Source organism: Streptomyces liliifuscus, assembly GCF_016598615.1.
GTDB classification, from domain to species: Bacteria; Actinomycetota; Actinomycetes; order Streptomycetales; family Streptomycetaceae; genus Streptomyces; species Streptomyces liliifuscus.
In genome coordinates this window covers 4,890,625-4,916,915 of the sequence record NZ_CP066831.1, presented here as the reverse complement: position 1 = coordinate 4,916,915, position 26,291 = coordinate 4,890,625, and the positions used below count along the sequence as shown (strand labels likewise).

Sequence of the window (26,291 nt, the reverse complement as noted above, 5' to 3'; positions counted from 1 at the left end):
CGCCGGCCCCGTGGTCTCAGGGACTGAGCCGCTCCACCCGCCACGACCCGTCCTCCCGCGTCACATAGCGCAGGCGGTCGTGGAGGCGGTTCTCGCGGCCCTGCCAGAACTCGACCGATCGGGGGGCGACGCGGAATCCGCCCCAGTTCGGAGGGACCGGGACCTGCTCGCCCTCGGGGTAGCGGGTGGCCAGTTCGGCGTAAGCGGAGTCCAGTTCGGCGCGGGAGGAGATCACCGCGGACTGGGTGCTGGTCCAGGCGCCGAGCTGGGAGCCGTGCGGACGGGTGCGGAAGTACGCGGCCGTCTCGTCGCGGCCCGTGCGCCGGGCCGTCCCGCTGACGATGACCTGCCGGGCCACCGCATGCCAGGGGAAGAGCAGGGAGACGTGCGGGTTGGCGGCGAGGTCGCGCGCCTTGCGGGACTCGTAGTTGGTGAAGAAGACGAACCCCTGCTCGTCGTACTGCTTCATGAGGACCGTGCGGGAGCTGGGCCGTCCCTCGGCGTCCGCGGTGGAGACGACCATGGCGTTCGGCTCGTACAGCAGGCCGTCCCTCGCGGCCAGGGCGAACCAGCGCCCGAACTGCTCCATCGGGTGGTCGGCCAGCTCTGTCTCGTCGATTCCCTCGGCCCGGTAGTGCTTGCGCATCAACGCCGGGTCGAGGACGGGTTCACGGTCGGTCACGCGGTCATCCTGCCGTATTCCGAACGGCGGCAGAGGAGCACCCGACGGGCGTGGCCTTCATCACGCCATGGCACTCAGTGCCGCGTACTCTCCCCAAAGGTGACACCAAGGGATATCGTCCTGCTTCCGAAACGGTTGGGTGACCGCCATCCGGACGGGGCATCACCGGGGTGACGTACGGACCGCGAGTCCACGAGGCGACCGCGGAACCGGACGGCCACCACCATCACAGACATATGGTCACGAGCACCCTCGCACACCCCGCAAACCATCTGTCGCACACATCATGAGGAGCCGCCTGATGTCCGACTTCGTACCCGGGCTCGAAGGAGTCGTCGCTTTCGAGACGGAGATCGCCGAACCGGACAAGGAGGGCGGCGCCCTTCGGTACCGGGGCGTCGACATCGAGGATCTGGTCGGCCACGTCTCCTTCGGCAACGTCTGGGGACTGCTCGTCGACGGAGCCTTCAACCCCGGCCTGCCGCCCGCCGAGCCGTTCCCGATCCCCGTCCACTCCGGTGACATCCGCGTGGACGTCCAGTCCGCGCTCGCCATGCTCGCGCCCGTGTGGGGCCTGCGGCCGCTCCTCGACATCGACGAGCAGCAGGCCCGCGCGGACCTCGCCCGCGCCGCCGTCATGGCCCTCTCGTACGTCGCCCAGTCCGCCCGTGGCCAGGGCCTGCCCATGGTCCCGCAGCGCGAGATCGACAAGGCCAGGTCCGTCGTCGAACGCTTCATGATCCGCTGGCGCGGGGAGCCCGACCCCAAGCACGTCGCGGCCGTCGACGCGTACTGGACGTCCGCCGCCGAGCACGGCATGAACGCCTCCACCTTCACGGCCCGCGTCATCGCCTCCACCGGCGCCGACGTGGCGGCGGCCCTCTCGGGCGCCGTCGGAGCCATGTCGGGACCGCTGCACGGCGGCGCCCCCTCCCGAGTCCTCGGCATGATCGAGGAGATCGAGCGCACCGGCGACGCCGACGCCTACGTCCGGCAGGCTCTGGACAAGGGCGAGCGGCTGATGGGCTTCGGACACCGTGTGTACCGCGCCGAGGACCCCCGCGCACGCGTCCTGCGCCGCACCGCCCGCGAGCTCGGCGCCCCTCGCTTCGAGGTCGCCGAGGCCCTGGAGAAGGCGGCTCTGGCGGAGCTCCACGCCCGCCGCCCGGACCGCGTCCTCGCCACGAACGTCGAGTTCTGGGCCGCCATCGTCCTGGACTTCGCCGAGGTCCCGGCCCACATGTTCACGTCGATGTTCACCTGTGCCCGCACCGCCGGCTGGTCCGCGCACATCCTGGAACAGAAGCGCACGGGCCGGCTCGTACGGCCCTCCGCACGCTATGTAGGACCGGGCACCCGCAACCCGGGCGAGATCCAGGGCTACGAGGACATCGCCCACTGATTTCTCGTGTGTGCCCAGCACATGTGCGCACGGCCCATGTGGCGGCTCTCCATGGGGAGCCGCCACACCTGTCCTGCGCGGGGCATGGGGGTCATGCGCGTCACGCCGGGACCAGCAGCTCCGCGTGATGGCGGGCCGCGACCAGCGGATGCGCCCGCAGCTTGCCCTTCAGCTCGTTGCGTCCGTACTCCGCGAAGAGCGGGTTCGCCGGGTCGCTCGTCACCCCGGGTGCGGCGGAGGCGTACGGGAAGGGCAGCGGCTCGATCCGGGCGTCGAGCCGGGGGTTGTAGAAGAAGGGAACGGAGAACCGCTCGGTGGCTCCTGCCGGGCTCACCACCCGGTGATTGGTGGCGACGAGATACCCGTCGGTGGCCACTTCGAGCAGCTCGCCCAGGTTCACCACGAACGCACCCGGGATCGGCGGCACGTCGTGGAACAGCCCGTCCTCGCGCTGCACCTGCAACCCGCCCACCTGGTCCTGCAACAGCAGCGTCAGGAACCCGTAGTCCTTGTGCGCCCCGACCCCCTGACCCGCGCCGTCCCCCGCACTGCCCGGATACCGGACCAGCTTCAGATGGGGATGGGCACGCTCGCCGAACACGGGCTCGTAGAAACCGGCGGGCGCGCCGATGGCCGTGAGCAGCTCACGAAGGAGCCGCGCCGCGACGGAGCTGAGCCGGTCGATCCACGCCAGCGCGGCGGTACGCAGCTCCGGCAGCGCGGCGGGCCACTGGTTGGGCCCCTCCAGCCACCAGTACGCGGGCTCACCGGGACCGGGCCTCCGGGCGGGCCGTTCCGCCCCTATGTCGAGCTGGTCGCGCCAGTCCCGGCTGCCGCCGGTGCGCTCGTCGCCGGTCCGCGTATAGCCGCGGAAATGCGGCGAGTTGATGTTGTCGATCGCGAGCCGGTCCGCCTCGGGAAGCGCGAAGAAGCGGTGCATCGCGTCGAGCAGGGCGGCAGTCTCGGCCTCGCTCACCCCGTGCCCCACGAGCTGGAAGAACCCCACGTCGTGCGCGGCACTGTGCAACTGCGCGTGCAGCAGCGCACGCGCCTGCGGCCCGCGGCCGGCCGCGGAGAGATCAATGATCGGAAGCTGCTGATACGGCTGATTCAACGGGTTCGTCATGGTGTGCGTCCGCATGGGTTACGGGCCCGGGGCGGCCGCCGAGGGTGGGGCGGGGGCCACGGGTGCCAGGTGAGAGAGCTGAAGGGGGCTGAGGTCAGGCGGAAGGCCGACAGCCCATGCTCGTGACGCGCACGTAGTCCACGTGTCGGCGTCGAACGAGCATCGGAAGCATGGCGCAAGCGTACTCCGGCTCGCCCAATACGCCAGTGCCGTGCCTCACAAACCTGCGAAACCCAGATGACTCGAAACCCAGATGACCCGTGACGCAGACGACCCGCGAACTCTGGTTCCCTCCGAGGAGGGAGCCGGCCGGACTTACCGGCGAGCTCGCGGGTCGGGTGACTGCTTGAGATTGGGCCGGCTGCACGCTCGTCTCACGCGCTGGTCCGGCACCGCACTGAATGTGGTGACGGGCCGCTAGCCCGCAGCCACCTCGCTGGTCCGGGTTTCAGACATGTACCCGATCACCTCCTTTCGGCGTGCGACACACACTAGGAACCCGATCCGCATCCCTCAACTGTTTTTCGGGACAGTGGCCGGACGGCCGGACGTCCACCGCCCCAGGGCCGCAGGTCAGCCGAGGCGATCGGTCGGGCCGACCTCCAGCCAGAGGCTGTAGACCAGGGATTTGTTGGGCGCGTACGAGGCCTCCAGCACGCGGGCGGTCTTCGGATCGACGATGCAGTGCCGGTACTCCAGGTACGTCACCGTCCGGCCGTCGGGGAAGGTCTCCGTCCTCATCCGCCGGTATTGGACGGCGGTGCCCCGACGCCCCTTGTGGTCCTTCGCCCGGGGAGTCAGCGTCACCGACGGACTGTCCGCGATGATCCGGAACAGCGCGGCACGCAGCTCGGGGCGCGCGGGCGAGTCCCCCAGCAGTTCGGCGGCCTGGGAGAAGCGCATGGCGGCATCCTTCGGGAAGAGGGCCGTGAGCCGCTTCTGGTCGGTGGGGAGCTTGTCGAGTTCGGACCAGGCGAGGTACTTGTCGCCCACCGGCCACTTGGTCCTGTCCCGCTTCGGCTCCGGCTTGCCGGTTGCCTGGTTCAGCTCCCAGGTGCGGCCCGCGCGGTCGAAGTACACGGTCGACTTCCACTTCGTGCCGGCCTTCTCCCCCTCCGTGCCCACCTTCCAGTACTTCGCGTGCGTCGCCGACGACTCCGCCGAGACCTCCGCCATCTCGTTCAGGAACGTGGCCGCCGCCGAGGCGGTGGACGGCGGCTTGTCGCCCACGTCCAGCACCGGATACAGGACCGCGCCCACGGTGATCGCGGCCACCGCCGCGGCGGCGATCAGCACCCGCCGGCGCCGCGCGCCGCGGCTCCCGCGCGCCGCGGTCCACGACGGGTCTCCGTCTCCGGGCCGGAGGACGACCAGGGCATCCTCCGGAGGCGGGAGGGATGCCTTGGGGCCCCCTCGCCCCGCCACGGCGGTCGGCAGCACTCCCTCGGGCGCCGAGGCCGACATCCGCTCGGTCTCGCGATCCGCGACGAGGGCCAGTATTTCGCGTACGGCCGCGATCCTGCCGGGTGACGGCGGGGCCACGGATCCGGCCCCGACCAGCTCGTCGGCGCCCGGGAAGTCGAGAAAGTCGTCGCGTTCCGTCGTATCGGTCATTTCGGGTCTCCGGTCAGGTCGAAGGGCGAGCCCGCGCGCATGCGGTTGCGGGCGCGGTGCAGACGGGTGCGGGCCGTCGCGGCGGGGATGCCGACCACGGCCGCGGCCTCGCTGGGCGTCAGCTGCTCCCAGGCGACCAGGAGCAGCAGCTCGCGTTCGTCGGAGGGGAGCCTCGCGAGGAGCTCGCGCAGTCTGGGGGCCACGGCCTCCGCGACGAGCCGGTCGTCCACGGCCTCCCAGGGGTCGTCGTCGGTGGACCGCGGGAGGTCGGGGCGCCTCGACGCGAGCCGCCGCCAGTGGGTGGAGAGCACGTTCCTGGCCACGCCGAACAGCCATGCCCGTACGGAACCGCGGGCCGGGTCGAAACCGCGTCGCGTCGCGTACGCCTGGAGCCACAGCTCGGCGAGCAGATCGTCGGCGGCCCCGGGCGCGCGGCGCGCGAAATATCCGTGCAGGGCAGCCGAATGCCGCTCCACCAGTGGCTCGAAGGAGGCCGGGTCGCGCGCCGTGCGGCCCAGCAGCTCCTCGTCGCCCAGGCCGGGTGTCATGGGACCTCCGTCTCCGGACCGCCGGTCGGCGGTCTCACCCCGTACTTGGTGAGAGCCGCCGACAGCGTTCGCGCCGCCGACCTGGGTCCGATGGGGTCCACACAACGATTTCCTCAATCTTGTGGGAACCAGATGTGGGCTGCGTCACGTTCGAGTTGAATGATTCCTAGTGAGTGATTCGTAGTGAGTGAAGTGAGTGATCAGACGCGCGGGCACACCGCGCAGGACACGCCGACACGGCCTGCAGGGGGTGCCAGGTGAGTGCTTCCCGGCGTAGCGGGACCACGGACGAGCTCGGGCCGCAGGAGCCCGAGCGGGACGGGGCCGATCTGCTCGCCGCTCTGCTCGACGGGATGGACGCGGCGCTGTGCGCGTTCGACGCCGACGGAGTGGTGACGCACTGGAACCGGGAGGCGGAGCGGATCCTCGGCTGGAGCGCGGCCGAGGCGGTCGGACGGCAGGGGTTCGCAGGCTGGGCCGTACGGCCCGCGGACGCCGAGGAGGTCGAGGGCCGGCTGCTCTCCGCGATGCAGGCACCCGGACGGCAGGTCCATGAGTTCGCGCTGCTCACCAAGGACGGCGGCCGGGTGCTCGTACGGACCCAGTCCGCCGCGGTGCCGGGTCCCGACGGGAAACCGGCCGGGGTGTACTGCGCCTTCAGCGAGGTGCACGCGCAGATCGATCTGGAGCGGTCGATCGCGCTGAGCGAGGCGCTGTTCGACGACGCCTCCTGGGGCGTCGTGCTCGTCGACGCCGATCTGCGGCCCGCCGTCGTCAACGCGCACGCGGCGCGCGCGTTCGGCGCGGGGCGTACGGCCGTACTGGGGCGCCCCCTGGGTGAGCTCCTCGCGCAGGGCGTGGAGGAGCTGGAGAGCGCGCTCACGCACGTCCTCGCGGAGGGCGCTCCGCCCGCGCCCGCCGAGATGTGGGTGACCGTGCGGACCGCCGAGGGCGAACAGCGGCGGTGCTGGCGCAGCGGGTTCCTGCGGCTCGCCTCGCCGCTCGCGGAAGAACCGGTTCCGCTCGGGGTGGGCTGGCTCTTCCAGGACGTGACCGAGGCCAAGCAGACCGAGCAGGAGGCGGCGCTCCTGCGGTTCAGGACCAACCAGCTGCACCGGGCCGCGCGGGCCGCCGCCGAGTGCGAGGACCCGGCCGAGGCGGCGAGCATCCACCTCGACTTCGCGCTGGCCGGCTTCGCCGACCACGCGCTCATCGACCGGGTGGCCGGTGGCTCCGTGCCCGACGGCGAGGGGCCGGTCCGGCTCGTACGGGCCGCCGCCACGCCCTCCGGGGCGCCGGGGCCGAGCCTTCCCGCGGGGCGGGCGGGGCTGCCCGTGCGGTACGCCGACGGGCATCCGGCGCTCCAGTGCGTGGAGCGGATCGGGTCCGTGCGGGCCAGTGCGGGGGCTGCGCGTGCGGGGGCGGGGGCCGGTGAGCCCGAGCGGGCGCGGGAGTGGGCCGTTGCCCGGCAGTGGCCCGCGGACTCCGTCCATGCGCTGTGTGCGGTTCTGCGCAGTCGGGGGCGGACGTTGGGTGTCGTCACGTTTCTGCGTGGGGCCAGTCGTACGCAGTTCGAGCGGCTCGACGCCACGTACGCCGAGGACGTCGCCGTCCGCATCGCCACGGCCCTGGACCTGGGGGAGACGCTGGAACGGAGGGGTTGAGCGGGGGTTTCCTCGCCCCCGCCGCCCCTACCCATTCCCGTCCCTGACTCAGGGGCTCCGCCCCCGAACCCCCGCATCGCGCCACCGCGCTCGTCCTCAAACGCCGGACGGGCTGGGAGGTGGGCGGGGGGCTGATGGGGGTGGGTGGGTCGACCGTGGGTGGGTGGGAAATCGGCCTGAACGGCCTCGTCCTCAAACGCCGGACCGGCTGAGAGGTGGGTGCGTGGGAGATCGGCCTCAGCGGTCTCGTCCTCAAACGCCGGACCGGCTGGAAGTGGTCGGGCGGGCTGGGGCTTTTAGGGGCGCGGGGAACTGCGCGATCAGCCACGGGCGGCCCGCAGGTTCGATACGCCCTTTCCCGTGGAGCGCTTCGCGGGGCACTCCACGGGGCGCTCAGCGGCGGTAGAAGATCCGGTCCCCGTACTCCTCGAACACGCGGCCGTTCCACTCGTGGCCGCCGTCCACGTTGCCCGAGCGCAGGAGCGGGGGCTCGATGCCGCGGTCCGCGAGGGCGCCCGCCGCCGTGGCCATGACGGCCTGGAGGAGGGCGGAGGTGACCACCGTGGAGGCGGGCGCGAAGGGCGCCGGAACGGTGTCGAGCGTGAGCTCCGCGTCACCGATCGCGATCTTCGAGTCGAGGACCACATCGCAGTGGTCCTTCAGATACGTACCCGAGGTGTGCCGGGACTTCGTCTCGGAGGCGTACGCCACAGACGTGACCCCGATGACCTTGAGACCCAGCGCACGGGCGTTCATCGCCATCTCCACGGGCAGCGCGTTGCGCCCGGACAGGGAGACGATCACGAGTACGTCGCCGGCGCGCGCCGGGCTGGTGTCGAGGACGGCGCTCGCCAGGCCGTCGACCCGCTCCAGCGCGGAGCCCAGCGTCGCCGGCACGACGTCCACCCCGACGGCACCCGGCACGGCGAGCAGGTTCATCAGCGCGAGGCCGCCCGCCCGGTACACCAGGTCCTGCGCGGCCAGCGACGAGTGCCCGGCGCCGAACGCGAAGAGCCGTCCGCCGTCGGCGACCGTGTCGGCGATCAGCGTCCCGGCAGCCTCGACGGCCCCGGCCTCCTCGTCCCGCACCCGCTGCAGCAGGCCGATCGCGGCGTCGAAGAACTGCCCGGCCAGCTTGCTGTCGCCCATGCGCGAAGCCCTCTCTCCCCGTCCACACCCGCTCGTGTCGCGGATCACGTTGCGGTCTGGACCAGTGCTGTGTCAATACGGTCGGCAGGGGCGACACTGGGTGCTGAGGGCCCCCGTTCCCGCCCGGCCGAGCTCATGTCCGGCCGTTCGCGCCGGCACTCGTCACCACGCGGTTTCACCTGCGCGGCACGGTTGTCAGTGGGATGCGTCAGAATTGGTGCCAGGGCCAGCGCACACGCCGGTGAGCCACTCAGCCTCCGGCAGAGCTAATCGAGGGGCACGTATGTCCGGACTGATCGACACCACGGAGATGTATCTCCGCACCATCCTCGAGCTGGAGGAGGAAGGTGTGGTCCCCATGCGCGCCCGGATCGCCGAGCGGCTCGACCAGAGCGGGCCGACGGTCAGCCAGACCGTGGCACGCATGGAGCGCGACGGCCTGGTGTCCGTCGCCAGCGACCGGCACCTGGAGCTCACGGACGAGGGCCGCAGGCTCGCCACACGCGTGATGCGCAAGCACCGCCTCGCCGAGTGTCTGCTCGTCGACGTGATCGGTCTGGAGTGGGAGCAGGTCCACGCCGAGGCCTGCCGCTGGGAGCACGTGATGAGCGAGGCGGTCGAGCGGCGCGTGCTCGAACTACTGCGCCACCCCACCGAGTCGCCGTACGGCAACCCGATCCCGGGCCTGGAGGAGCTGGGCGAGAAGGACGGGGCGGACCCCTTCCTGGACGCGGGCATGGTGTCGCTGGCCGATCTCGACCCCGGGCTCGACGGCAAGACGGTCGTCGTCCGCCGCATCGGTGAGCCGATCCAGACGGACGCGCAGCTGATGTACACGCTGCGGAGGGCGGGCGTGCAGCCCGGGTCCGTCGTCAGTGTGACGGAGTCCGCGGGCGGGGTGCTGGTCGGCAGTGGCGGTGAAGCGGCGGAGCTGGAGGCGGACGTGGCTTCGCACGTTTTCGTCGCGAAGCGGTAGCGCTCCGCTTGGCTGCGGGTTCTTCGTCCGCGGGCGGTGGGGGCTTGTCGCGCAGTTCCCCGCGCCCCTTTCGGGGCGCCCCTGTGCTGCCCTGGCTGTTTGCGGGACCGTCATCAACTCCCGTAACACACAACCCAGTTGTCCCACCTCGTTGTTCGCTCAGAAATGAAGATTCAGTGCGCGGAATCGCAGCGGTCGGGCCGTTTGCGTGCGAGGCTGTCGCGAGAGGCATATGACCTGAGGGCTCTTGACCGTGGCGGCAGCGGCGCCGGTGCGCGGTCGGGGAGGGGGCGGGAGGATGTGCCGCGGACATGAGGAGGGCCCCGGCGCCCTGAGGCGCCGGGGCCTGTCCTCCCCTGTGCTGACCCGGAGCCCCGAGCTCCCAGGGTCATTCCCCACGGACCGTTTTCCCCGAGCGGCCCGCCTCCCGTTGAAGATCTCCCCTCGGCGGCGGTCAATCCTTGAGCGACGTCACTCGAAGGAGGGGTGTTGCCGCCAAGACCCCCATCTTCGAATGCGCATTCGATAGCGTATGGGTGACGGAACCACTACGGATTACGCAGGAAGAACCAGCAGAAGCACCGGTACGACCAGCGGTACGAGTGGGCCGGCCGGTTCGTGCGGGACGACCCGGCCGAGCGGATCAAGGGGGGTGCCAACGTATGGTGCGGCGCATCGACGTGAGCGGTGCGGGTGGCGTACGCCTCGCCGCCTGGGAGTTCGCCGACTCTCCCAAGACCGATCCGCCCAGGACCGATCCCACAGGGGCCGATGCGTCCGGGGCCGCGACCGGCACCGCGTCGGGAGAGATCGAGCGTGCACCCGGCGTGCTGTTACTGCACGGCCTCATGGGCCGTGCATCCCACTGGGCGCCCACCGCCCGCTGGCTCGCCGAGCGGCACCGTGCCGTCGCGCTCGACCAGCGGGGCCACGGCCAGAGCGACAAGCCGCCCGAGGCGTCCTACACCCGCGAGGCGTACGTCGAGGACGCCGAGGCCGCCCTCGAACAGCTGGGCCTCGGCCCGGCCGTCCTCATCGGTCACGCCATGGGCGCCCTGACCGCCTGGCAGCTCGCCGCCAAGCGCCCCGACCTCGTGCGCGGCCTGGTCATCTGCGACATGCGGGCCTCGGCGCTGGGAGCCGCCTCGCAGCGCGAGTGGGAGAACTGGTTCAAGGCCTGGCCGGTCCCGTTCGCCACACTCGCCGATGTGCGGAAGTGGTTCGGCGAGGACGACCCCTGGGTGGAGCGCCCGAACCCGTCGCGCGGTGAGTTCTACGCCGAGGTGATGGCCGAGTCGCCGGACGGCTGGCGGCCCGTCTTCGAGCCCGAGCAGATGCTCAAGTCCCGCGAGACGTGGGTGTACGACGCGCACTGGGAGGAGCTCACACAAGTCCGGTGCCCCGCCCTCGTGGTGCGTGGCCTGGACGGTGAGCTGGGTCGGGCCGAGTCCCAGGAGATGGTCCGGGTTCTGCCCAACGGGCAGTATGCGGAGGTGGCCGATGCGGGGCATCTCGTCCACTACGACCAGCCGGAGGCGTGGCGCGCGGCCGTTGAGCCCTTCTTGGACGAGGCGCTCCGTTAGGCGCCTGGACAGGATGGCGCCGGTGCGCCGCGGGTTGTCCTTCGCCCGCGGCCCGGTGGGGGCTGGTCGCGCAGTTCCCCGCGCCCCTTGGGGGCTCAGCCCTTGCTCACCGCCGCCAGGATCTCCGGGAGTTGTCGGGCTGTTCGTGGTGCGGCGAGGTGCAGGCCTGCCAGGGCGATCGCCGCTCCGTAGGCGGTTCCGATCGGGAGGAGGAGCCAGGTCCAGTCCTGGCCGTCCGACGAGACGTTCAGCCAGATGGTGAGGGTGATGACGGGCGCGCACAGCAGGGCCGCCGCGATCATGCCGCCGAAGATCGAGAATCCGGCGAGGCTGGCCTGGCCGGGAGCCACGTTCTTGTAGCTCTCCTGCGGGATCGAGTACGGGAAGCGGGCGGAGGACCAGGCCCCGGTCGCCAGCATCGCGCCGAGCAGAGCGAACGACAGGCCGAACACCTCGGGCAGCGCGGCCCAGTCGCCGAGCAGCGCCGTCGTCAGGACGCACACGAGGGCCGCGTACGGAAGGGTGATCACCAGGAGCGCCAACGCCCGTGCCCGCAGCTCGACATACGCGTCCCGGGTCGACGAGATCGTCATCGCGACCATCCAGAACGCGGACGTGTCCTGCCCGAACTGGTTGTACATCTGGATGCCGAGCATGCCCGCCGCGAAGCACGCGAAGTAGACCGAGCCGGTGCCCTGCAGCGCGTTGAACACCGGCACGATCAGACCGATCGCGAGCGAGGTCACCCACGCGGCCTTGGTCTTCGGATCCCGCCACACGTACCGCAGGCTGCGCTCCATGACCGTGCCCGTGCGCCCCGCGGGCAGCAGCCGGCCGAGTCCGGAGGAACGGCCCGCCTTGTCCCGGGAGGGCTCGGCGGCCTGCAGTGTCGAGCCGTCCGGCGAGGTCATCAGCCGGGTCAGACTCCGCTGCCAGAAGGCCAGCAGCACCGCCAGTGCCACGCCGCTCACGGCGAGCTGGGCGAGGCCGACGGCGTACGAGCCCTCGCTGACGGAGTCCACCGCTCCGAGCGCCGACGCGGGCGGCACCCAGCGGACCACGTCCGCCGCCGGGTCCAGCGTGGACATGCCCGACGAATTGAGCTTCTGCGCACCGAAGTTGACGACCTGCGCGCCCACCGCGATCACCAGACCGCTCAGGACGGCCAGGTCGCGGCCCTTGCGGCTGGTCAGCAGCCGGGTGTTGGCGGTCGCGACGGTCCGCGCGAGGGCCACGCACACCAGGAGCGCGAGGACGACCGCGACGACCCCGGTGACGTACGCCGCCGCCCCGTGCGCCATCGCGACGACCGAACCGACGAGCAGGCACAGCGTGAACAGCGGGCCTATGCCGACCAGCGAGGCCACCAGCAGCGCGCGTACGAGCGGCTGTGGGCGCAGCGGCAGCATCACCAGGCGGGTCGGGTCGAGGGTCTCGTCGCCGCCGGAGAAGAAGAGCGGCATTACGGCCCAGCCGAGCGCCAGCACGGCCGTGAGCAGCACCGTCACGGTCATCGCGTAGGTGTTGCCGCGCAGCGCGATCAGCCCGATGAGCTGGAGCGCGGCGAACAGCAGCACGATGACCAGCGACGCCACGTACACCGCCCGCCGCCCCGACGACTGCCGCAGCCCGTTGCGCAGCAGCGACACCTTGAGGCGTACGACGACGGGGGTGATGGACGCGGTCGAGGTGGTGGCGGCCTTCGTGGCGGTTCCGGTGCTCATCGGGCGCCGCCGCCCAGCCAGTCGAGGTCGGAGCCGGTGTCGCGGGCGTTCGCCCCGACGAGTTCGAGGAAGGCCTGCTGGAGGGAGGGCGCCTCGCCGCGCACCTCGGTGAGCGGACCGTGGGCGCGGATACGGCCCGCGGCCATCACGGCGACCCAGTCGCACAGCGACTCGACGAGCTCCATCACATGGGAGGAGAAGACGACGGTCGCGCCGGAGGCGGTGTAGCGCTCCAGGACCCCGCGGATCGTCTGTGCGGAGACCGGGTCGACCCCCTCGAACGGCTCGTCCAGGAACAGCACTTCCGGGTTGTGCAGCAGGGCAGCCGCGAGCCCGATCTTCTTGCGCATACCGGTCGAGTAGTCGACGACGAGTTTGTGCTGGGCGCCGGCGAGGTCGAGCACGTCGAGCAGCTGGGTGGCCCGCTTGTCGACCTCGGTACCGGGCAGTCCGCGCAGCCGCCCCGTGTACGCGAGGAGCTCCCGCCCCGAGAGCCGCTCGAAGAGCCGCAGCCCCTCGGGCAGGACCCCGATCCGGGCCTTGACCTCCGTGGGGTCGCGCCACACATCGTGCCCGACGACCTCCACGGACCCCTGATCGGGCCGCAGCAGCCCGGTCACCATCGACAGAGTCGTGGTCTTCCCCGCCCCGTTGGGCCCGACCAGTCCGATGAACTGCCCCGCGGGCAACTCCAGATCGATCCCCGCGACGGCGACCTGCTCCCCGAACCGCTTCCACAGCCCCCGCACCCGCACGGCCACCGCATCATTCACCCGCACTCCCTCCACCATGCAGGGCACGATACGGGGGGCCGTGCCCCTTTAGGGGCGCGGGGAACTGCGCGCTCAGACCAAGCGGCCTCGCAGACGGCACACAACCTCAAGTCCCACCCACCCAGGGGCGCGGGGAACTGCGCGACCAGCCCCCACCGGACCCGCAGACGGCAGCCGCACCAGACTGAAACGGCGCCCTACCGACGAGCATCCCGCCCGCAGGCGTAAGCCAAGGGCGAGATCAACTCCTCCGCATCCGGCAGCCACCGATTCGCCGGAGTCGGCCGACAGGCCCACTGCACAGCCCCCCGCGCCCCGAACCGAGTAGGCGGCGCAGCCACATACGTACCTTCGCCCAGCACATTCAGATCAAGAGAAGCAAGCGGCCACCCGAGCTTCCGCACAAGATCGGGCACCTTCACCGCGGCACCCGGCAACACGAAGAACTGCATCCGCCGATCCGGCGTACACGTCACCGGCCCGAGCGTCAGCTCCATCCGCCTCATCCGGGCGAGCGCGAGAAACCCCGAGGTCTCGGGGACGTCGATCGCGTCGAACGTCCGCCCCGTGGGCAGCAGGATCGACGCCGACGGCTGCTTCGCCCACAGCCGACGCGCGACGGTCGCACTGCCCGTGGCCTGCGTCGCCCAGTCCTCCCGCGCCGGATGCGCGCCGGGCAGGGCGCACGAGGGCTCGCCGCACGAGCAGCGCTGCACCCCGTCGGCGGCTTCCAGCCAAGTGCCTGGGAACACGTCCCAATGGCGCTCTTCGGCATAGCGCACGGCGATGTCCTGCAGCGACTCGCCTCGCTGCTTCGGGATCTGGGCGGTCTCGGTGCCTGCGATCGTCTCTTCCACGCTGAACTCAACTCCCGCACCCACCAGGGGTTACGGCTCACACGCGCGCGGGGGAGGAGCACCGATTCCACACGTGGGGCGCATGGATGCATCTGTGGGGGCGCGCATGGGAGGCGGCAGCGGGGGGTGGGTAGCCACCGGAGGGGCGGGCAGCAGCCTTTACCCCGGCAATCCTCACATGTCTCGCATCTTCGGTATGTCCGCGGGGCATTGATCTTCGAGGCCGGATCTTTTCGCTCCCCGCAGGGGTGCGGGAGGTCCCGGTCACTGAGGACCGTCAACTCGGTGCGTGGGCAGGCACCGCAGCCACAGGGGGTACGCCAATGGCCGCAAGGCCTCTCGTCGCGCGGCAGCCGAACGAACGACTGCAGGCGCTCATCCAGGAAGCGGGCTGTTCCAACGCCGGGCTGGCCCGCCGGGTCAACATGTGCGGCGCGGAGCACGGTCTCGATCTGCGTTACGACAAGACGTCCGTGGCGCGCTGGCTGCGAGGACAGCAGCCGCGTGGGCGGGCGCCCGCGATCATTGCCGAGGCGCTCGGCCGCAAACTGGGCCGGACGGTCACGATCGACGAGATCGGCATGGCGAACGGCAAGAACCTCGCCTCCGGTGTGGGGCTGCAGTTCTCACCGACCGTCCTCGGGGCGATCGAGCAGGTCTGCGAGCTGTGGCGCAGCGACGTGGGGCGGCGGGACTTCCTGTCCGGCTCGTCCGTCGCGGCCTCCGCGCTCGTCGAGCCGAGCCGGGACTGGCTGATCTCCTCGCCGGACGCGCAGGTGTCGCGTGCGGCCGGGCCACGGGTCGGGCAGTCCGACGTGGCGGCGGTGACCGCGATGACCCAGGCGCTGGTCGACCTCGACCACCAGTACGGCAGCGGGCATGTGCGCCCGGTCGTCGTGCACTACCTGAACAGCGTCGTCTCCGGGCTGCTGGCGGGCTCGTACCGGGAAGCGGTCGGGCGTGAACTCTTCGCGGCGGTCGCGCGGTTGACGGAGCTGGCCGGCTACATGGCGGTCGACACCGGACAGCCGGGGCTCGCGCAGCGGTACTACATCCAGGCGCTGCGGCTCGCGCAGGCGGCGGGCGACCGCGGATACGGCGGGTACGTGCTCGCCGCGTCCATGAGCCACCTGGCGGCGCAGCTCGGGAATCCGCGTGAGATCGCGCAGTTGGCGCGGGCGGCGCAGGAGGGGGCGCGCGGGCGGGTCACACCGCGCGCGGAGTCGATGTTCCACGCCGCGGAGGCGCGGGGGCATGCGTTGATGGGTGACGCGCGCTCGGCACAGGCGGCGTCCGGGCGGGCCGTGGCGGCGCTGGAGCAGGCCGATCCGGACTCCGGCGACGACCCGCGGTGGATCGCGCACTTCGACGAGGCGTATCTGGCCGACGAGTTGGCGCATTGTCACCGGGACCTCGGGCAGTCGGAGGCGGCCGCGCGATGCGCCCAGGAGTCCCTCGCCGGGCACCCCGAGACGCGCGCGAGGCGCCGCGCCATCGGGTACGTACTGCTGGCCACCGCGCAGGTCCAGCAGCGCGAGGTCGAGCAGGCCTGCAACACGGGCCTGCGCGCGGTCGAACTGCTCGGCACGCTGCGGTCCAACCGCGGGGCGGAGTATCTGGACGACTTCCAACAGCGCCTGGATCCCTACCGGGACGAGCCGGTGGTACGGGAGTTCGGGGCGCGCATGGAGTTGCAGGCGGCGGCCTGATCCGCCGGACGGGCTGGGCTCTACGCGGGAGTGAACGCGGGGTGAACGGAGGGCTGTGAGGCGAAAGGAGGCATGAACAGCGTCTTGGGGGGCGGATTCGTTACTGCCGCCCCCGGAGACGGCTGTCACGACCTGTGCTGCGTGGCACCGGGTTGTGGGGACCCGGTAGCGTGAACCGACGATTCCGAAGGTCCCCCATTCGTAGGAGTCCCGGTGACGCACAACGGACAGGGCGACGAGCCCTCGGCGCGGCCCGCGCACGAAGGCATCGTGCTGCCGTCCGACGGCGGCGAACCCCTCCTGCCGGGCCAGACGGGCGATCGCGCCGTCCCCGCGGGCGGTCAGGCCTGGGACCAGCCGTGGGGTCCGGGACCCGCCCCGGGGGCCTCTCCGGAGCCCGGACAGGGTTGGACGCCTACCGGTGAATGGGGTAATGCGGGGCAGGACCAGGGTGCGCAGGCGCCCGGCTGGGGCACGCAGCACGCGGACCAGGGCGGGGCCGCTCCGACGCCCGAGGCGCCCCCGCAGATTTCGAGTTGGACCGCCCAGGCTCCGGACGCGGGAGCGCAGCCGTCGGGCTGGGGCACGACCGCTTCGGGACCGGAAGGCCAGGGACGCTCGGGAGCCCAGGCTCCGGGCTGGGACGGGTCGGCCCCGGGCCCCGGTGCGCAGGTCGGCTACGGCGGCCAGCCGTCGCAGTACGCCGAGCCGACGGTCCAGTACGGGGCACAGGGCACGGCGGGCGGCCCGTGGGGCGGTCCGCAGGCGCCGAACAGCGGCGGCCAGCTTCCGCCGCAGACCGCCGGAGCGGGCTCCGTGCCCCAGCAGCAGCCGGGCGGCGGGACACCTCTCCCGCACGAGGGCGCACCGACGAACGGGTACGGCGCTCCGCAGACGCCGGGACCGTACGCCCCCGAGAACGCACAGGCACACATACAGGCACAGGGCCCGGCCGGGGTACAGGCTCCGGGTACTTACGGCTATCCGCAGGCCCACGGCGGCCAGGCGGCACCCCAGCCTCCCGCGGGCCACGCGGCACCTCAGCAGCAGCCGCAGGGCGGTTCCGCCGAGTCGCAGACACCGGGTGGCTACGGCTATCCGCAGGCTCCCGGTGGCCAGACGCCCGCGCCGTACGCCCCCGGTGGCCAGACCGCCGCGCCGCTGCCGCCCGTTGGTGCGGGCGCCGGTGCCGGCTCCGGTGCGCTGCCGCCCGTTGCCGCCATGGACGAGGGTGCGACCCAGTACCTGCCGCCGGTTCCCGCCGCGCCGGCCGTCGACGAGGGTGCCACGCAGCTTCTTCCCCCGGTGGGCCCCGGCGCGCTGCCGCCGGAGATGCCTCCCGCGGGTGCGGCCCCCGCGGCGATGTCCTCCGAGTCCACGCGGTACCTCGGCCGGGTCCGGCCGGACGGGCCGGGACCGGCGACCGGAGGCAGCGGCGCGGGCCCCCTGCCGCCCGCCGTCGACCCCGACGCCCAGCCCACCCAGTTCATCGCGCCCGTACCGGCCCAGCCCGGCGCGGCGCAGTACGGCGTACGCCCGGGCGTACCCGAGGAGCGGCAGCAGCAGCCGCCGGCCGAGTTCGACAACCTCTTCCGGGCCGACGCCGGAGGCTCCACGCAGCAGTTGCCCCGAGTCGACCAGCCGCGGGGGAGACAGGGCGCCGCGGCCGGCTTCGGCTCCCCGAACCGTCCCGGTGCCCCCGGCGGCCCCGGCGCACCCGAGGGACCCGCAGGCCGCGGCGCACGCCGAGGCGCGGCGGACGGTGACAACGGCCGCGGCGGCCGCTCCCGTTCCCGTGTGCCCGTGATCGCCGCGGTCGGCGTGGGCATCGCCGTACTCGGCATCGGCGCGGGCGCCCTGCTCAGCGGCGGCGGGGGCGACAAGAGCGACGACAACAAGACGGTGGCGGCGACCGCGCCCGCCACGGACGAATCGGCCTCCGCGTCCGCCGACCCGGCCAAGGCGCAGGCCGTGGCCCTGGACAAGCTCCTGGCGGACAGCGGCGACAGCCGCGACTCGGTGGTCAAGGCCGTCGGCAACGTACGCAAGTGCGCCAACCTCGGCCAGGCGGCCACCGATCTGCGCAACGCGGCCAAGCAGCGCGACGGCCTGGTCACCAGCCTCGGGGACCTCGCGGTCGACAAGCTGCCGAACCACGCGCAGCTGACCGCCGCGCTCAACAGCGCCTGGAAGGCGTCCTCCGCGGCGGACACCCACTACGCGGCCTGGGCCGACCAGACCGCGGACAAGAAGGGCTGCCGCAAGGGCCAGGCCCGCAACACGGGCCAGACCGCGGCGGGCAACCGGGAGAGCGGCACCGCGACCACGCAGAAGGCCAAGGCCGCGAAGCTGTGGAACTCCATCGCCCAGACGTACGGACTGACGGAGCGCCAGCCCGGCCAGCTGTGACCGGGGTCTACTACGGCGTTGGCGGCGGCCGGTACCTGGTCGGTACCGGCCTGCTTTACGACGCTTCCGTGTTCTCCAGCACCTTCGACACGTTGACGAACCCCTTGCGGGCCGAGACCAGTTGACCCTTGCGCACCACCTGGAACGACACGTCCGAATTGACCAGCCGGGGGAAGCCGCTCGCCGCGGTCAGATCGTCGAAGCTCCAGCTGAGCGTCGGCGTCAGCCCGCCCGTGTTGATCTTCAAGCCGTCGTCGAGCGTCCGCCGGAGCGTCCGCGAGGACACCTCGCCGTCGCCCAGCGACTCGACGGCCTTCTTCAGCACCGTGTAGGCGACCCAGGTCGTCTGCACCCCGGGGTCGGACGCGTCGATCCGGTTGTCGCCGAAGGCCTCCTCGCGGATGACCGCGCGCATCGGCTTCCACCGCTTGTCGCGCGACGCCGGGTACCAGCCGGTGACGTACGAGCCCTCGTACGCGTTGCCCGTCGCGTCGATCACCGACTGGTCGACGCTGCCCAGCACGGACGCCGTCCGCACCGTCGGGTACGCCTCGCGGGCACGCCGGAACGAGTCCATGAAGGTGTCCGTGCGGTCCCCGAGCGCGGGCACCACGCACCCCTCCTCCGTCGGATCCGCCGTGACCCGCCGCAGCGCCTGGTCGGCGTGGTTCGAGTACTCCGTGGCGTCCTCGGCGGCCCGCTGGTCGACGGCGGCCGAATGCCCCTCGGCGCTGAGGCCGGAGTCGAGCAGGACGGGCAGCTCGTCGCCGGCGATCGTGTCGGGGCGTACGAGGGTGACGGGGCCGCAGTTCCTGGCGAGCTGCTGTCCGAGGCCGGCCAGGAGGGCGGGCTGGCCGCCGTTGACCGGGTAGGAGAGCGGGCTGGTGAACTCGTCGTCGGTGACGCCGTACCCGCCGAGATACGGGATGCCGGCCGCCTCCAGCGGGGAGAAGAAGGAGCGGGCGTGCTGGCTGTACGAGCCGACGACCGCGACGACGTTCTCGTCGACCGCGCGGCGGGCGCAGTTGGCGGCGGCCACCGTGTCGTTGTGGTCGTTGCAGGTGAGGACCTTGAGCTTGCGGCCGTTGATGCCGCCCTTGGAGTTGATCCAGCGCGCGTAGGCCAGCGCCATGGCGGGCATGCCCGGCTTGTTGGTCGCCTTCGTCCCCTCGGGCGCCCACGTCATGACCGTTATGGGGTCGTCCCCGGAACCCCCCGTGGTACCGGGGACGACACCGCATCCGACGGCTATGGACGCACACGCCGCCAACGCGCCCGCGGACAGCACTCTGGCCTTGGCGGGACGATGGTGGGCGGGGAGGAAGGTGCGGGTGCGTCGCCTGCCGGTCATGGACACGCACGATTCCGTCACATCGCTACGGCCGGTGTGACCCATGGTCAACGCTTGGTGACCAGAAGGTGAACTCCGGGGTGCGGGGCGGGACGAATCGGCGAGAACGTACGATCGGTGACCGTGCAAGGTTCGGAGAACTCTTCCCGTCGCGGGCGTCGCTCATCCACCATGGGCGGCATGCCACTGAACGACATGCCGTGGTGGCGCTGGCGCAGCAATGTGCGCTCCGCGCTGCACATGCTTTCCGACACCGAGTTCCAGCGAGGGGTCTGGCTCGCGGGGGTCGACGGGTACGGGGATGTGACCGACGCCGTCTATCGCCTCGTCGAGGACACCTGGCTGGACAACTGGTCCGCCGAGAAATACGTGGGGACGATCTTCCGGGACTCGCAGGAGGCGGCGCTCGTCGACAGCGCCGTGCTTCGGGTGCTGCGGATCATGCATCAGGTGGGGCCTGATGCCGCCGTCTCCGTCTATCTCGATCATCAGGGGTGGCCTGAGGCTGTGCGGGCTGCTCGGGATGCGCACGTTCGGATGGCGGTGAGTGATGGGGAGGATCCTGATGTGCCGCCTCGGACGCTTGAGGTTTTGCGGATCATGACTCGGTCTGCCTGAGGGCTGGGCTGCTGAGGTCTGTTGTGCGTGCGGCGCCGTGGGGGCTTGTCGCGCAGTTCCCCGCGCCCCTGAAGGGTCCAGGCCTTGGGCGTCCGGCAGGCGGGACGTGTGGCCGGGTGCGGTTCCATTTGTGGGACCCTGGCGTGCATGAATGAGCAGTCCGTGACCGAGCAGTACGTTCTTACGCTTTCCTGTCCCGACAAGCAGGGCATCGTGCACGCCGTGTCGAGTTATCTCTTCATGACCGGGTGCAACATCGAGGACAGTCAGCAGTTCGGTGACCATGACACGGGGCTGTTCTTCATGCGCGTCCACTTCTCGGCGGAGTCGCCGGTGACGGTGGAGAAGCTGCGGGCCAGCTTCGCGGCGATCGGTGACTCGTTCCAGATGGAGTGGCAGATCCACCGGGCCGAGGACAAGATGCGGGTCGTGCTGATGGTCAGCAAGTTCGGGCACTGCCTGAACGATCTGCTGTTCCGGGCTCGGACCGGGGCGCTTCCTGTTGAGATCGCGGCTGTGGTTTCGAATCACACGGAGTTCGCCGAGCTTGTGGCTTCTTATGATGTGCCGTTTCATCACATTCCGGTCACCAAGGACAATAAGGCGCAGGCCGAGGCGCAGTTGTTGGAGCTGGTGCGGGAGCAGGGCGTCGAGCTCGTTGTGCTCGCTCGGTACATGCAGGTGCTCTCCGATGATCTGTGCAAGCAGTTGAGCGGGCGGATCATCAATATCCATCACTCGTTCCTGCCTAGCTTCAAGGGCGCGAAGCCGTATCACCAGGCGCACGTTCGTGGTGTGAAGCTGATCGGTGCGACCGCGCACTATGTGACGGCCGACCTCGACGAGGGGCCGATCATCGAGCAGGAGGTCGAGCGGGTGGGGCACCAGGTCACGCCTGAGCAGCTTGTCGCTGTGGGGCGTGATGTGGAGTGCCAGGCGCTTGCCCGGGCCGTCAAGTGGCATGCGGAGCGGCGGATTCTGTTGAACGGGCGGCGGACCGTCGTCTTTGACTGAAGCCCGGCCGTCGTCTTCGGCCGAGGTGCGTCGCGCCTCGCGTTGTCGTGGGGCGCGGGCCGTGCCGGTACGTCGAGTCCGCCGCGGCGGGGTGTACGGCTGTTGGTTTTCCAGGAAGACCGTTCCTGGAGGAGCCGTATGCGGCGGACTTTCGACGTACCGGCACGGCCCGCTCCCGTGCGTGGGGCGGGTGCGGGCAGGTCTGGGCAGGGGCTGCGCGCTACATGCGGCTCAGTGATGCTGCTGCGAAGAGGACGTCTCTGATTGCCTCTCGGTCTCCTACCTGGCCTGCTGCCGCTTCCTCGGGTGGTACGTGGCCTGCTGCCAGTTGGCAGAACTCGACGCCGTCCAGGGCTATGTGGGCCACCTCGTGGTCGGGGGAGGGCAGGGCGCCGGGGGAGTCCAGGGGGATGAGCCATTCGCCGCCGCCCAGGCCCTCGATCTCCAGGCGGAGGCTGCGGCCGGGGGCGCCGGCGGGGACCAGGTGGCGGGTCTGGCCGGGGGCGGCGAGGCCTGCCTGGCGGCGGGCGGCCAGGGCTGTGGGGAGCATGCGGGCGCCCAGGTCGATCATGGCGTGCAGGTGGCGGGGCGACGGCGGTTCGTAGGGGTAGTCGACCGCCTCGGCGATGTCTCCCGCGTGGACCCAGGTCTCGAAGGCACGGTCCAGCATCGAGTCCCGCAGGGGGAGTTCGAAGGCGCCGTACGAGACCGGGAGGCGGCCCGAGCCGCCGCCCGCGAAGGCGACCGTGCGGACCAGGTTGTGGGCCTGCTCGCGCCAGGGGGTTCGTACGGAACGGGTGGGCGGGAAGTGCGAGGTTGTCCAGAAGGCCTCTGTGCGGGCCTCGGGGGTGGGGGTGTTCGCCTGGGCTTCGAGGGGGTCGTCCAGGCCCAGGGTCACGGCTACCAGGCCGTCCACGGTCAGGAGGTGGGCGATCACGCCCGCGACGGTGGTGCGGCGGCTGGTCTGTTCGTCGCCCTCGAACCAGCGCAGGCGTACGGGAGCGTGCCACTCCGCGTCACCGATGTCCTGCAGCAGGGCGTCCAGGCGGGCCGTCTCCGCGTCGTACGGTGTTGCCCATTCGGGGACCGGGATGCGGGGCGGGCGGCGGTCCAGGCAGCTCTCCAGGACGCGGGTGCGGAGGGTGGGGTCCAGGTCGAGGCTCTCCGGCGGGTGCAGGAGGCCCACCGCGTCGCGCAGGCGCAGCGCCTCGTCCGCGCACGCGCCGCAGGTGCCCAGGTGGTCCTCCACCGCCGCCGTCTCCTCGGGGGAGCAGGCCGCCAGCGCCCAGGCGCCGAGCAGGGCCTTCAGGACCCGGTGTTCGAGGAACAGCGGGGCCGGGGCCGGCTCCGGGAGTGGGAGGCCCGTGTCCTCGACCGACGAGCGTGGCATGGGTATGCGTGGGGGCTGGGGTTCGTCGGGGGTGCGAGAGCTGCTGGGCGGCTCGGGGGGTTCTGGGCCGGACGGGCCGTTCCCCGGGGGTGAGGTGTCCTTCTGGGGGCCCACTCGGCTGTTGTGGTCCTCCGGGTCCGGCTGTTCTTCGTATCCGTCGTGCGCCTCGATGCCTCTCATCGCGCACCCCCGGAGCCCGTGTCGTGGGCCGTGGACAGGAGCTGGAGGCCCAGGCGCAGGCGGCGGCGGGCCTCGTCCTCGGTGACGCCGAGGTCGGCGGCGGTCTGGCGGTAGTCGCGGCGCTGGAAGTAGGCGAGCTCAAGGGCCGTGCGCAGCGGGGTCGGCATGGACGTGACGATGTAGTCGGCGCGGGCCGCCACCGAGGCGCGGCGGACCTTGCGCTCCAGCTCCTCGGTACTGCCCGAGCCGTCCTGGGCGAGCGCGGCGGTCTCCGTCGCGCGCAGGCGCTGCACGGCGAGGCGGTGGGTCAGCGTGGCGACCCAGGAGCGCAGGGGGCCCTGCTTGGGGTCGTACGCCTCGGGGTTCTCCCAGACATGGGCGAAGACCTCGCGGGTGACGCCGTCGGCCGCCCGGTCGTCTCCGAGCACGCGGTGGGCGAGGCCGTGCACGAGCGAAGCGAATCGGTCGTAGAGCTCACCGAGCGCGGCCGCCTCCCCGCGTGCGAGCCGCTGTTGCATCTTGCGGTCCCAGCGGGGCGGCGCGTCCTTCTTGGTCATGCGGCCCCTCACCCCCGGTCGTGCGGTGCGCCTGTCCCTGTGTCCACCGGATTCTCCTCTCCGGCTTCCTCCCGAATGTAGTCGGCACCCCTGACAACGCACGCCCCTTTGTGGCAATGCGCGCCCCTCGCGGAGCTGCGGATGGTAGTGCCCCGATCACGCTGTGCGTGCGGCTCCTCACGGTGTGCGTGTGTCTGCCGTGGCTCGGCCCGATCAGGATCGACCGTACTAGACCGTTCTCGACCGAAACAGCCCAACTGGGGCACGCTTCGATTCCGCATCCGGTGTTTCATGGAGTGAGGGTGGGGCAGCCGCGCACCAGGGAAGTGACAGGACCACTTCCGGTTCCGTTTCCGGGTCCGACGTCGTCGGGCCGTCAGGGTCCACAACGTCGAGCGAGGGGCAGGCGCGTGACGCTCAGGGTGACCGACGGCGAGCAGCGCGGCTGGGCCGTGCTCCGGGTGTCGGGCGAGATGGATCTGGTGACGTCACCGGTGCTGCGGCAGCGCGTGCACGACGCCGTGGCCGACGGGCGGCACAGTGTTGTCCTCGATCTCTCCGGAGTCCTGTTCTGCGACTCCAGTGGTGTGGGGGTGCTGATCGCCAGCCGGCGACTGCTCCGCTCCTGTCAGGGACGCCTCCGCTTGATCCTTCCCGCGCAGGGCGCCGTGGACGGATCCCACGTCAACAGGGTGCTGGGCGCCCTGGGTGTGCGCCGACTCTTCGATGTCTATCCCGATGTCGGTGCCGCCGTCGACGACGAACCGGATTCCCTGTCGGCGTGATTCGCGTCACGTGCGGGTCGCGTGCAGGGCAAGATCGTCCCGTGACTCCGCGACACGGTTGTCGCGGAATTCCCCCGGTCTTGGCACAAGCGTCGTTTTCCCGCTCCCCGAGGGCCCCGGTCGTCGTACGCTCCCTGCCAGACGTACCCACGTGATGTAAGGCGGCCCGAAAAGACATGGTCAGCACCGAGTACGAGCGAAAGATCGCCGCCCGGTTCGCCACCTTCGATCAGGACGGCAACGGCTATATCGACCGCGAGGACTTCAACGCGGCGACCAAGGCGCTGCTCGCCGAGTTCGACACGGCGGCCCGGTCCGACAAGGGCCAGGCCCTCTACATCGGCGCGGAGGCCTTCTGGCAGGGCATGGCCGGAATCGCGGACCGGGACGGCGACCAGCGGATCACCCGCGAGGAGTTCGTGGGCGGCGCGGTGAAGCGACTGCGGGACAACCCCGACCGCTTCGCCGAGATCGCCCGCCCCTTCCTGGACGCGGCGCTCGCCATCGCGGACGGCGACGGGGACTCGGCGGCGACCGTCGACGAGATCGCACGGGCCCTCAAGGCCCTCGGCGCGCCCGAGGCCGTCGCCACCGCCGCGGCCGGCGCGCTCGACGCGGACGCCGACGGCCAGGTCACCGAGCCGGAGATCGTGAGCGCCTTCGCCCGCTACTTCACGGTGCCCGAATAGCGTTCCCTGAGCCTGTACTTGAGTACCTTCCGCAGGGTCTCGTTGCGCGGAAGGGCGTCCACCACCTCCAGCTGCTCCGGCAGCTTGTGCACGGACAGTCCTTCCGCGCGTAGGTAGTCGGTGATGGCGGAGAGCGTCAACTGCGGGGTCTTGTCCGGTTGTTCGATCACCGCGCATACGCGTTCGCCGCGTTCCGCGTCCGGCAGGCCTATCACCGCTACGTCGCCGACCGCCGGATGGCGGTGCAGCAGGTCCTCTATCTCCTTCGCCGAGATGTTCTCTCCCTTGCGGATGATGACGTCCTTCAGGCGGCCCGTCAGGACGAGATGGCCGCCTGGTGTGAGGTGTCCGAGGTCGCCCGTGATCAGGAAACCGTCCTTGTCGAAGGCTTCTGTGGACTGCGCGGGATCCAAGTAGCCCGTGCAGACGGCTTCCCCGCGCAGTCTGACCTCTCCGTCCACGATCCTGATCTCCATGCCCTCCGGCGGCCTTCCCTCGGTCGTCGCGAGGTTCTCCGCCGAGTCGTCGGGCGAGCCCATCGTGATCATCGGGACCTCGGTCATGCCGTATCCATGGGTCAGTTGGACGCCCATCTCCCGTACGACGGCGTGGTGCACCTCCGGTGGCTTCGGTGCCCCGCCGCCCGCGAGGAGGCGCAGGGTGGGGATGAGCTTGGTGTCCGGCTGTTTGCGCTGCTCGGTCAGGAACATCGAGTAGAACGCCGTCGAGCCGCCCGCCACCGTCACCCCGTGCTTGCGATAGCCCTCCAGGGCGTCCGGCAGCGCGAACTTCTCGAAGAGGACCGCCGGGAACCCGTACAGCAGCAGCATGACCAGGTAGTCGGGGCCGCCTATGTGCGCGAAGGGGAACGCGATCGAGCCGATGTCGTCGGCCGTCAGGTGCAGCGCGTGGGCGAGGCAGGAGCCGCCGGCGATCAGTGAACGGTCCGTGTGCAGTACGCCCTTGGGGTCGGACGTCGTCCCCGAGGTCCAGTAGATCCAGCGCACGTCCGTGCCCGTGGCGGGGGGTGGGGGAAGGACGGACGGGTCCCCCTCGGGGAGGGAGTCGTACGCCTCGAAGACGCCGCGTGCGCCGATGCGTTCCGCCATCGCCGTGTGGTCGAAGCCGCGCCACTCGCCCGGCACGGCGAAATGGGCGGCCCCGGACTCCCGTACGGCGAAGGCGACTTCGCGGTCGCGGTAGAAGGGGATCACCGGGGACTGGACCGCCCCGAGCCTGGCCAGGGCCATCGCCAGTACGACCGTCTCGATGCGGGTCGGCAGCTGCCAGGCGACCACCGTGCCTGGGCGTACGCCCAGGTCGTGGAGGCCGGCCGCGGTCCGCTCGGCGCCCGAGCGCAGCTCCTCGAAGGTGAGTGTGCGGTCGTCCTGGAGGAGGACGGGGCGGTCGGGGGTGAGCGCGGCGCGGCGCTCGACGAGTTCCCAGAAGGTGCGGGAGGCGCCCAGTGCGTGTGCGGTGTCGGTCATTTGC

The 26,291-nt window shown here is 71.3% G+C and carries 22 protein-coding genes; 10 read left to right on the top strand and 12 right to left on the bottom strand.

All coding sequences use genetic code 11. The features are described from left to right. Nucleotides 1–16 precede the first annotated feature (16 nt). Nucleotides 17–682, bottom strand: a complete 666-nt coding sequence (gene pdxH, locus JEQ17_RS20725; RefSeq protein ID WP_234048292.1) for a pyridoxamine 5'-phosphate oxidase — start codon at nt 680–682, stop codon at nt 17–19. Between the two features lie 301 nt (nt 683–983). Between pdxH and JEQ17_RS20720 the strand changes: the two genes are divergently transcribed. Beyond that, on the top strand, nt 984–2,084 hold the full coding sequence (locus tag JEQ17_RS20720) for a citrate synthase 2 (protein WP_200396630.1): 1,101 nt from the start codon (nt 984–986) through the stop codon (nt 2,082–2,084). Between the two features lie 100 nt (nt 2,085–2,184). Here the strand turns inward: JEQ17_RS20720 and JEQ17_RS20715 are convergent, their stop codons facing one another. The 3 genes from JEQ17_RS20715 to JEQ17_RS20705 form a co-directional block, all read right to left on the bottom strand. Continuing rightward, nucleotides 2,185–3,210: an isopenicillin N synthase family dioxygenase gene (locus tag JEQ17_RS20715; protein WP_200396629.1), complete on the bottom strand. Its 1,026-nt coding sequence runs from the start codon at nt 3,208–3,210 to the stop codon at nt 2,185–2,187. A gap of 573 nt (nt 3,211–3,783) precedes the next feature. After that, entirely contained in the window at nt 3,784–4,824 is a 1,041-nt protein-coding gene (locus JEQ17_RS20710; protein WP_200396628.1) for a hypothetical protein, read from the bottom strand. Then, nucleotides 4,821–5,372, bottom strand: coding sequence for an RNA polymerase sigma factor (locus tag JEQ17_RS20705; protein WP_200396627.1), 552 nt, complete (start codon nt 5,370–5,372; stop codon nt 4,821–4,823). Before JEQ17_RS20705 ends, JEQ17_RS20710 begins: the two co-directional genes overlap by 4 nt. Before the next feature lie 257 nt (nt 5,373–5,629). On the opposite strand from JEQ17_RS20705, the gene JEQ17_RS20700 reads away from it, so the two are divergent. Next, on the top strand, nt 5,630–7,036 hold the full coding sequence (locus JEQ17_RS20700; protein ID WP_200396626.1) for a PAS domain-containing protein: 1,407 nt from the start codon (nt 5,630–5,632) through the stop codon (nt 7,034–7,036). A 393-nt stretch (nt 7,037–7,429) separates the two neighbouring features. Here JEQ17_RS20700 and JEQ17_RS20695 read toward each other — a convergent pair whose 3' ends face one another. Then, nucleotides 7,430–8,185, bottom strand: a complete 756-nt coding sequence (locus JEQ17_RS20695) for an SIS domain-containing protein (RefSeq protein WP_200396625.1) — start codon at nt 8,183–8,185, stop codon at nt 7,430–7,432. 283 nt (nt 8,186–8,468) lie between these two features. Between JEQ17_RS20695 and JEQ17_RS20690 the strand changes: the two genes are divergently transcribed. Further along, a complete protein-coding gene (locus JEQ17_RS20690; protein WP_200396624.1) occupies nt 8,469–9,161 on the top strand; it encodes a metal-dependent transcriptional regulator in 693 nt (230 codons plus the stop codon). A gap of 662 nt (nt 9,162–9,823) precedes the next feature. Beyond that, the gene (locus JEQ17_RS20685) at nt 9,824–10,744 is read left to right on the top strand and encodes an alpha/beta fold hydrolase (protein ID WP_200396623.1); all 921 of its coding nucleotides are present in this window, start codon (nt 9,824–9,826) and stop codon (nt 10,742–10,744) included. A gap of 95 nt (nt 10,745–10,839) precedes the next feature. Here JEQ17_RS20685 and JEQ17_RS20680 read toward each other — a convergent pair whose 3' ends face one another. From JEQ17_RS20680 to JEQ17_RS20670, 3 genes are all read right to left on the bottom strand, one after another. Then, nucleotides 10,840–12,468, bottom strand: a complete 1,629-nt coding sequence (locus tag JEQ17_RS20680) for a transporter (RefSeq protein ID WP_200396622.1) — start codon at nt 12,466–12,468, stop codon at nt 10,840–10,842. Continuing rightward, nucleotides 12,465–13,259: an ABC transporter ATP-binding protein gene (locus JEQ17_RS20675; protein WP_200396621.1), complete on the bottom strand. Its 795-nt coding sequence runs from the start codon at nt 13,257–13,259 to the stop codon at nt 12,465–12,467. Before JEQ17_RS20675 ends, JEQ17_RS20680 begins: the two co-directional genes overlap by 4 nt. 179 nt (nt 13,260–13,438) lie before the next feature. Continuing rightward, the gene (locus JEQ17_RS20670) at nt 13,439–14,098 is read right to left on the bottom strand and encodes a bifunctional DNA primase/polymerase (RefSeq protein WP_200396620.1); all 660 of its coding nucleotides are present in this window, start codon (nt 14,096–14,098) and stop codon (nt 13,439–13,441) included. 323 nt (nt 14,099–14,421) lie between these two features. On the opposite strand from JEQ17_RS20670, the gene JEQ17_RS20665 reads away from it, so the two are divergent. Then, the gene (locus JEQ17_RS20665; RefSeq protein WP_200396619.1) at nt 14,422–15,807 is read left to right on the top strand and encodes a transcriptional regulator; all 1,386 of its coding nucleotides are present in this window, start codon (nt 14,422–14,424) and stop codon (nt 15,805–15,807) included. Between the two features lie 213 nt (nt 15,808–16,020). Beyond that, nucleotides 16,021–18,216, top strand: a complete 2,196-nt coding sequence (locus JEQ17_RS20660) for a hypothetical protein (protein WP_234048291.1) — start codon at nt 16,021–16,023, stop codon at nt 18,214–18,216. 55 nt (nt 18,217–18,271) lie between these two features. On the opposite strand, the gene JEQ17_RS20655 is transcribed toward JEQ17_RS20660, so the two are convergent. Continuing rightward, nucleotides 18,272–19,567, bottom strand: coding sequence for an ABC transporter substrate-binding protein (locus JEQ17_RS20655; RefSeq protein WP_200396618.1), 1,296 nt, complete (start codon nt 19,565–19,567; stop codon nt 18,272–18,274). Nucleotides 19,568–19,684: 117 nt separating this feature from the next. Here JEQ17_RS20655 and JEQ17_RS20650 point away from each other — a divergent pair, with 117 nt between their 5' ends. After that, nucleotides 19,685–20,185: an SCO4402 family protein gene (locus tag JEQ17_RS20650; protein WP_200396617.1), complete on the top strand. Its 501-nt coding sequence runs from the start codon at nt 19,685–19,687 to the stop codon at nt 20,183–20,185. A gap of 147 nt (nt 20,186–20,332) precedes the next feature. After that, nucleotides 20,333–21,199, top strand: coding sequence for a formyltetrahydrofolate deformylase (purU, locus tag JEQ17_RS20645; RefSeq protein ID WP_200396616.1), 867 nt, complete (start codon nt 20,333–20,335; stop codon nt 21,197–21,199). A gap of 220 nt (nt 21,200–21,419) precedes the next feature. Here the strand turns inward: purU and JEQ17_RS20640 are convergent, their stop codons facing one another. Further along, nucleotides 21,420–22,769, bottom strand: a complete 1,350-nt coding sequence (locus JEQ17_RS20640) for a zf-HC2 domain-containing protein (protein ID WP_200396615.1) — start codon at nt 22,767–22,769, stop codon at nt 21,420–21,422. Then, on the bottom strand, nt 22,766–23,326 hold the full coding sequence (locus JEQ17_RS20635; protein WP_200396614.1) for a sigma-70 family RNA polymerase sigma factor: 561 nt from the start codon (nt 23,324–23,326) through the stop codon (nt 22,766–22,768). Before JEQ17_RS20635 ends, JEQ17_RS20640 begins: the two co-directional genes overlap by 4 nt. Nucleotides 23,327–23,736: 410 nt before the next feature. On the opposite strand from JEQ17_RS20635, the gene JEQ17_RS20630 reads away from it, so the two are divergent. Together JEQ17_RS20630 and JEQ17_RS20625 are read left to right on the top strand one after the other, a co-directional pair. Next, nucleotides 23,737–24,111: an STAS domain-containing protein gene (locus JEQ17_RS20630; RefSeq protein ID WP_200396613.1), complete on the top strand. Its 375-nt coding sequence runs from the start codon at nt 23,737–23,739 to the stop codon at nt 24,109–24,111. Nucleotides 24,112–24,287: 176 nt separating this feature from the next. Next, nucleotides 24,288–24,800: an EF-hand domain-containing protein gene (locus tag JEQ17_RS20625; RefSeq protein WP_200396612.1), complete on the top strand. Its 513-nt coding sequence runs from the start codon at nt 24,288–24,290 to the stop codon at nt 24,798–24,800. On the opposite strand, the gene JEQ17_RS20620 is transcribed toward JEQ17_RS20625, so the two are convergent. Next, complete coding sequence (locus tag JEQ17_RS20620; protein ID WP_200396611.1) at nt 24,779–26,287, bottom strand: class I adenylate-forming enzyme family protein; 1,509 nt, start codon at nt 26,285–26,287, stop codon at nt 24,779–24,781. The two genes, JEQ17_RS20625 and JEQ17_RS20620, sit on opposite strands and share 22 nt — an antisense overlap. Between the last annotated feature and the right edge of the window lie 4 nt (nt 26,288–26,291).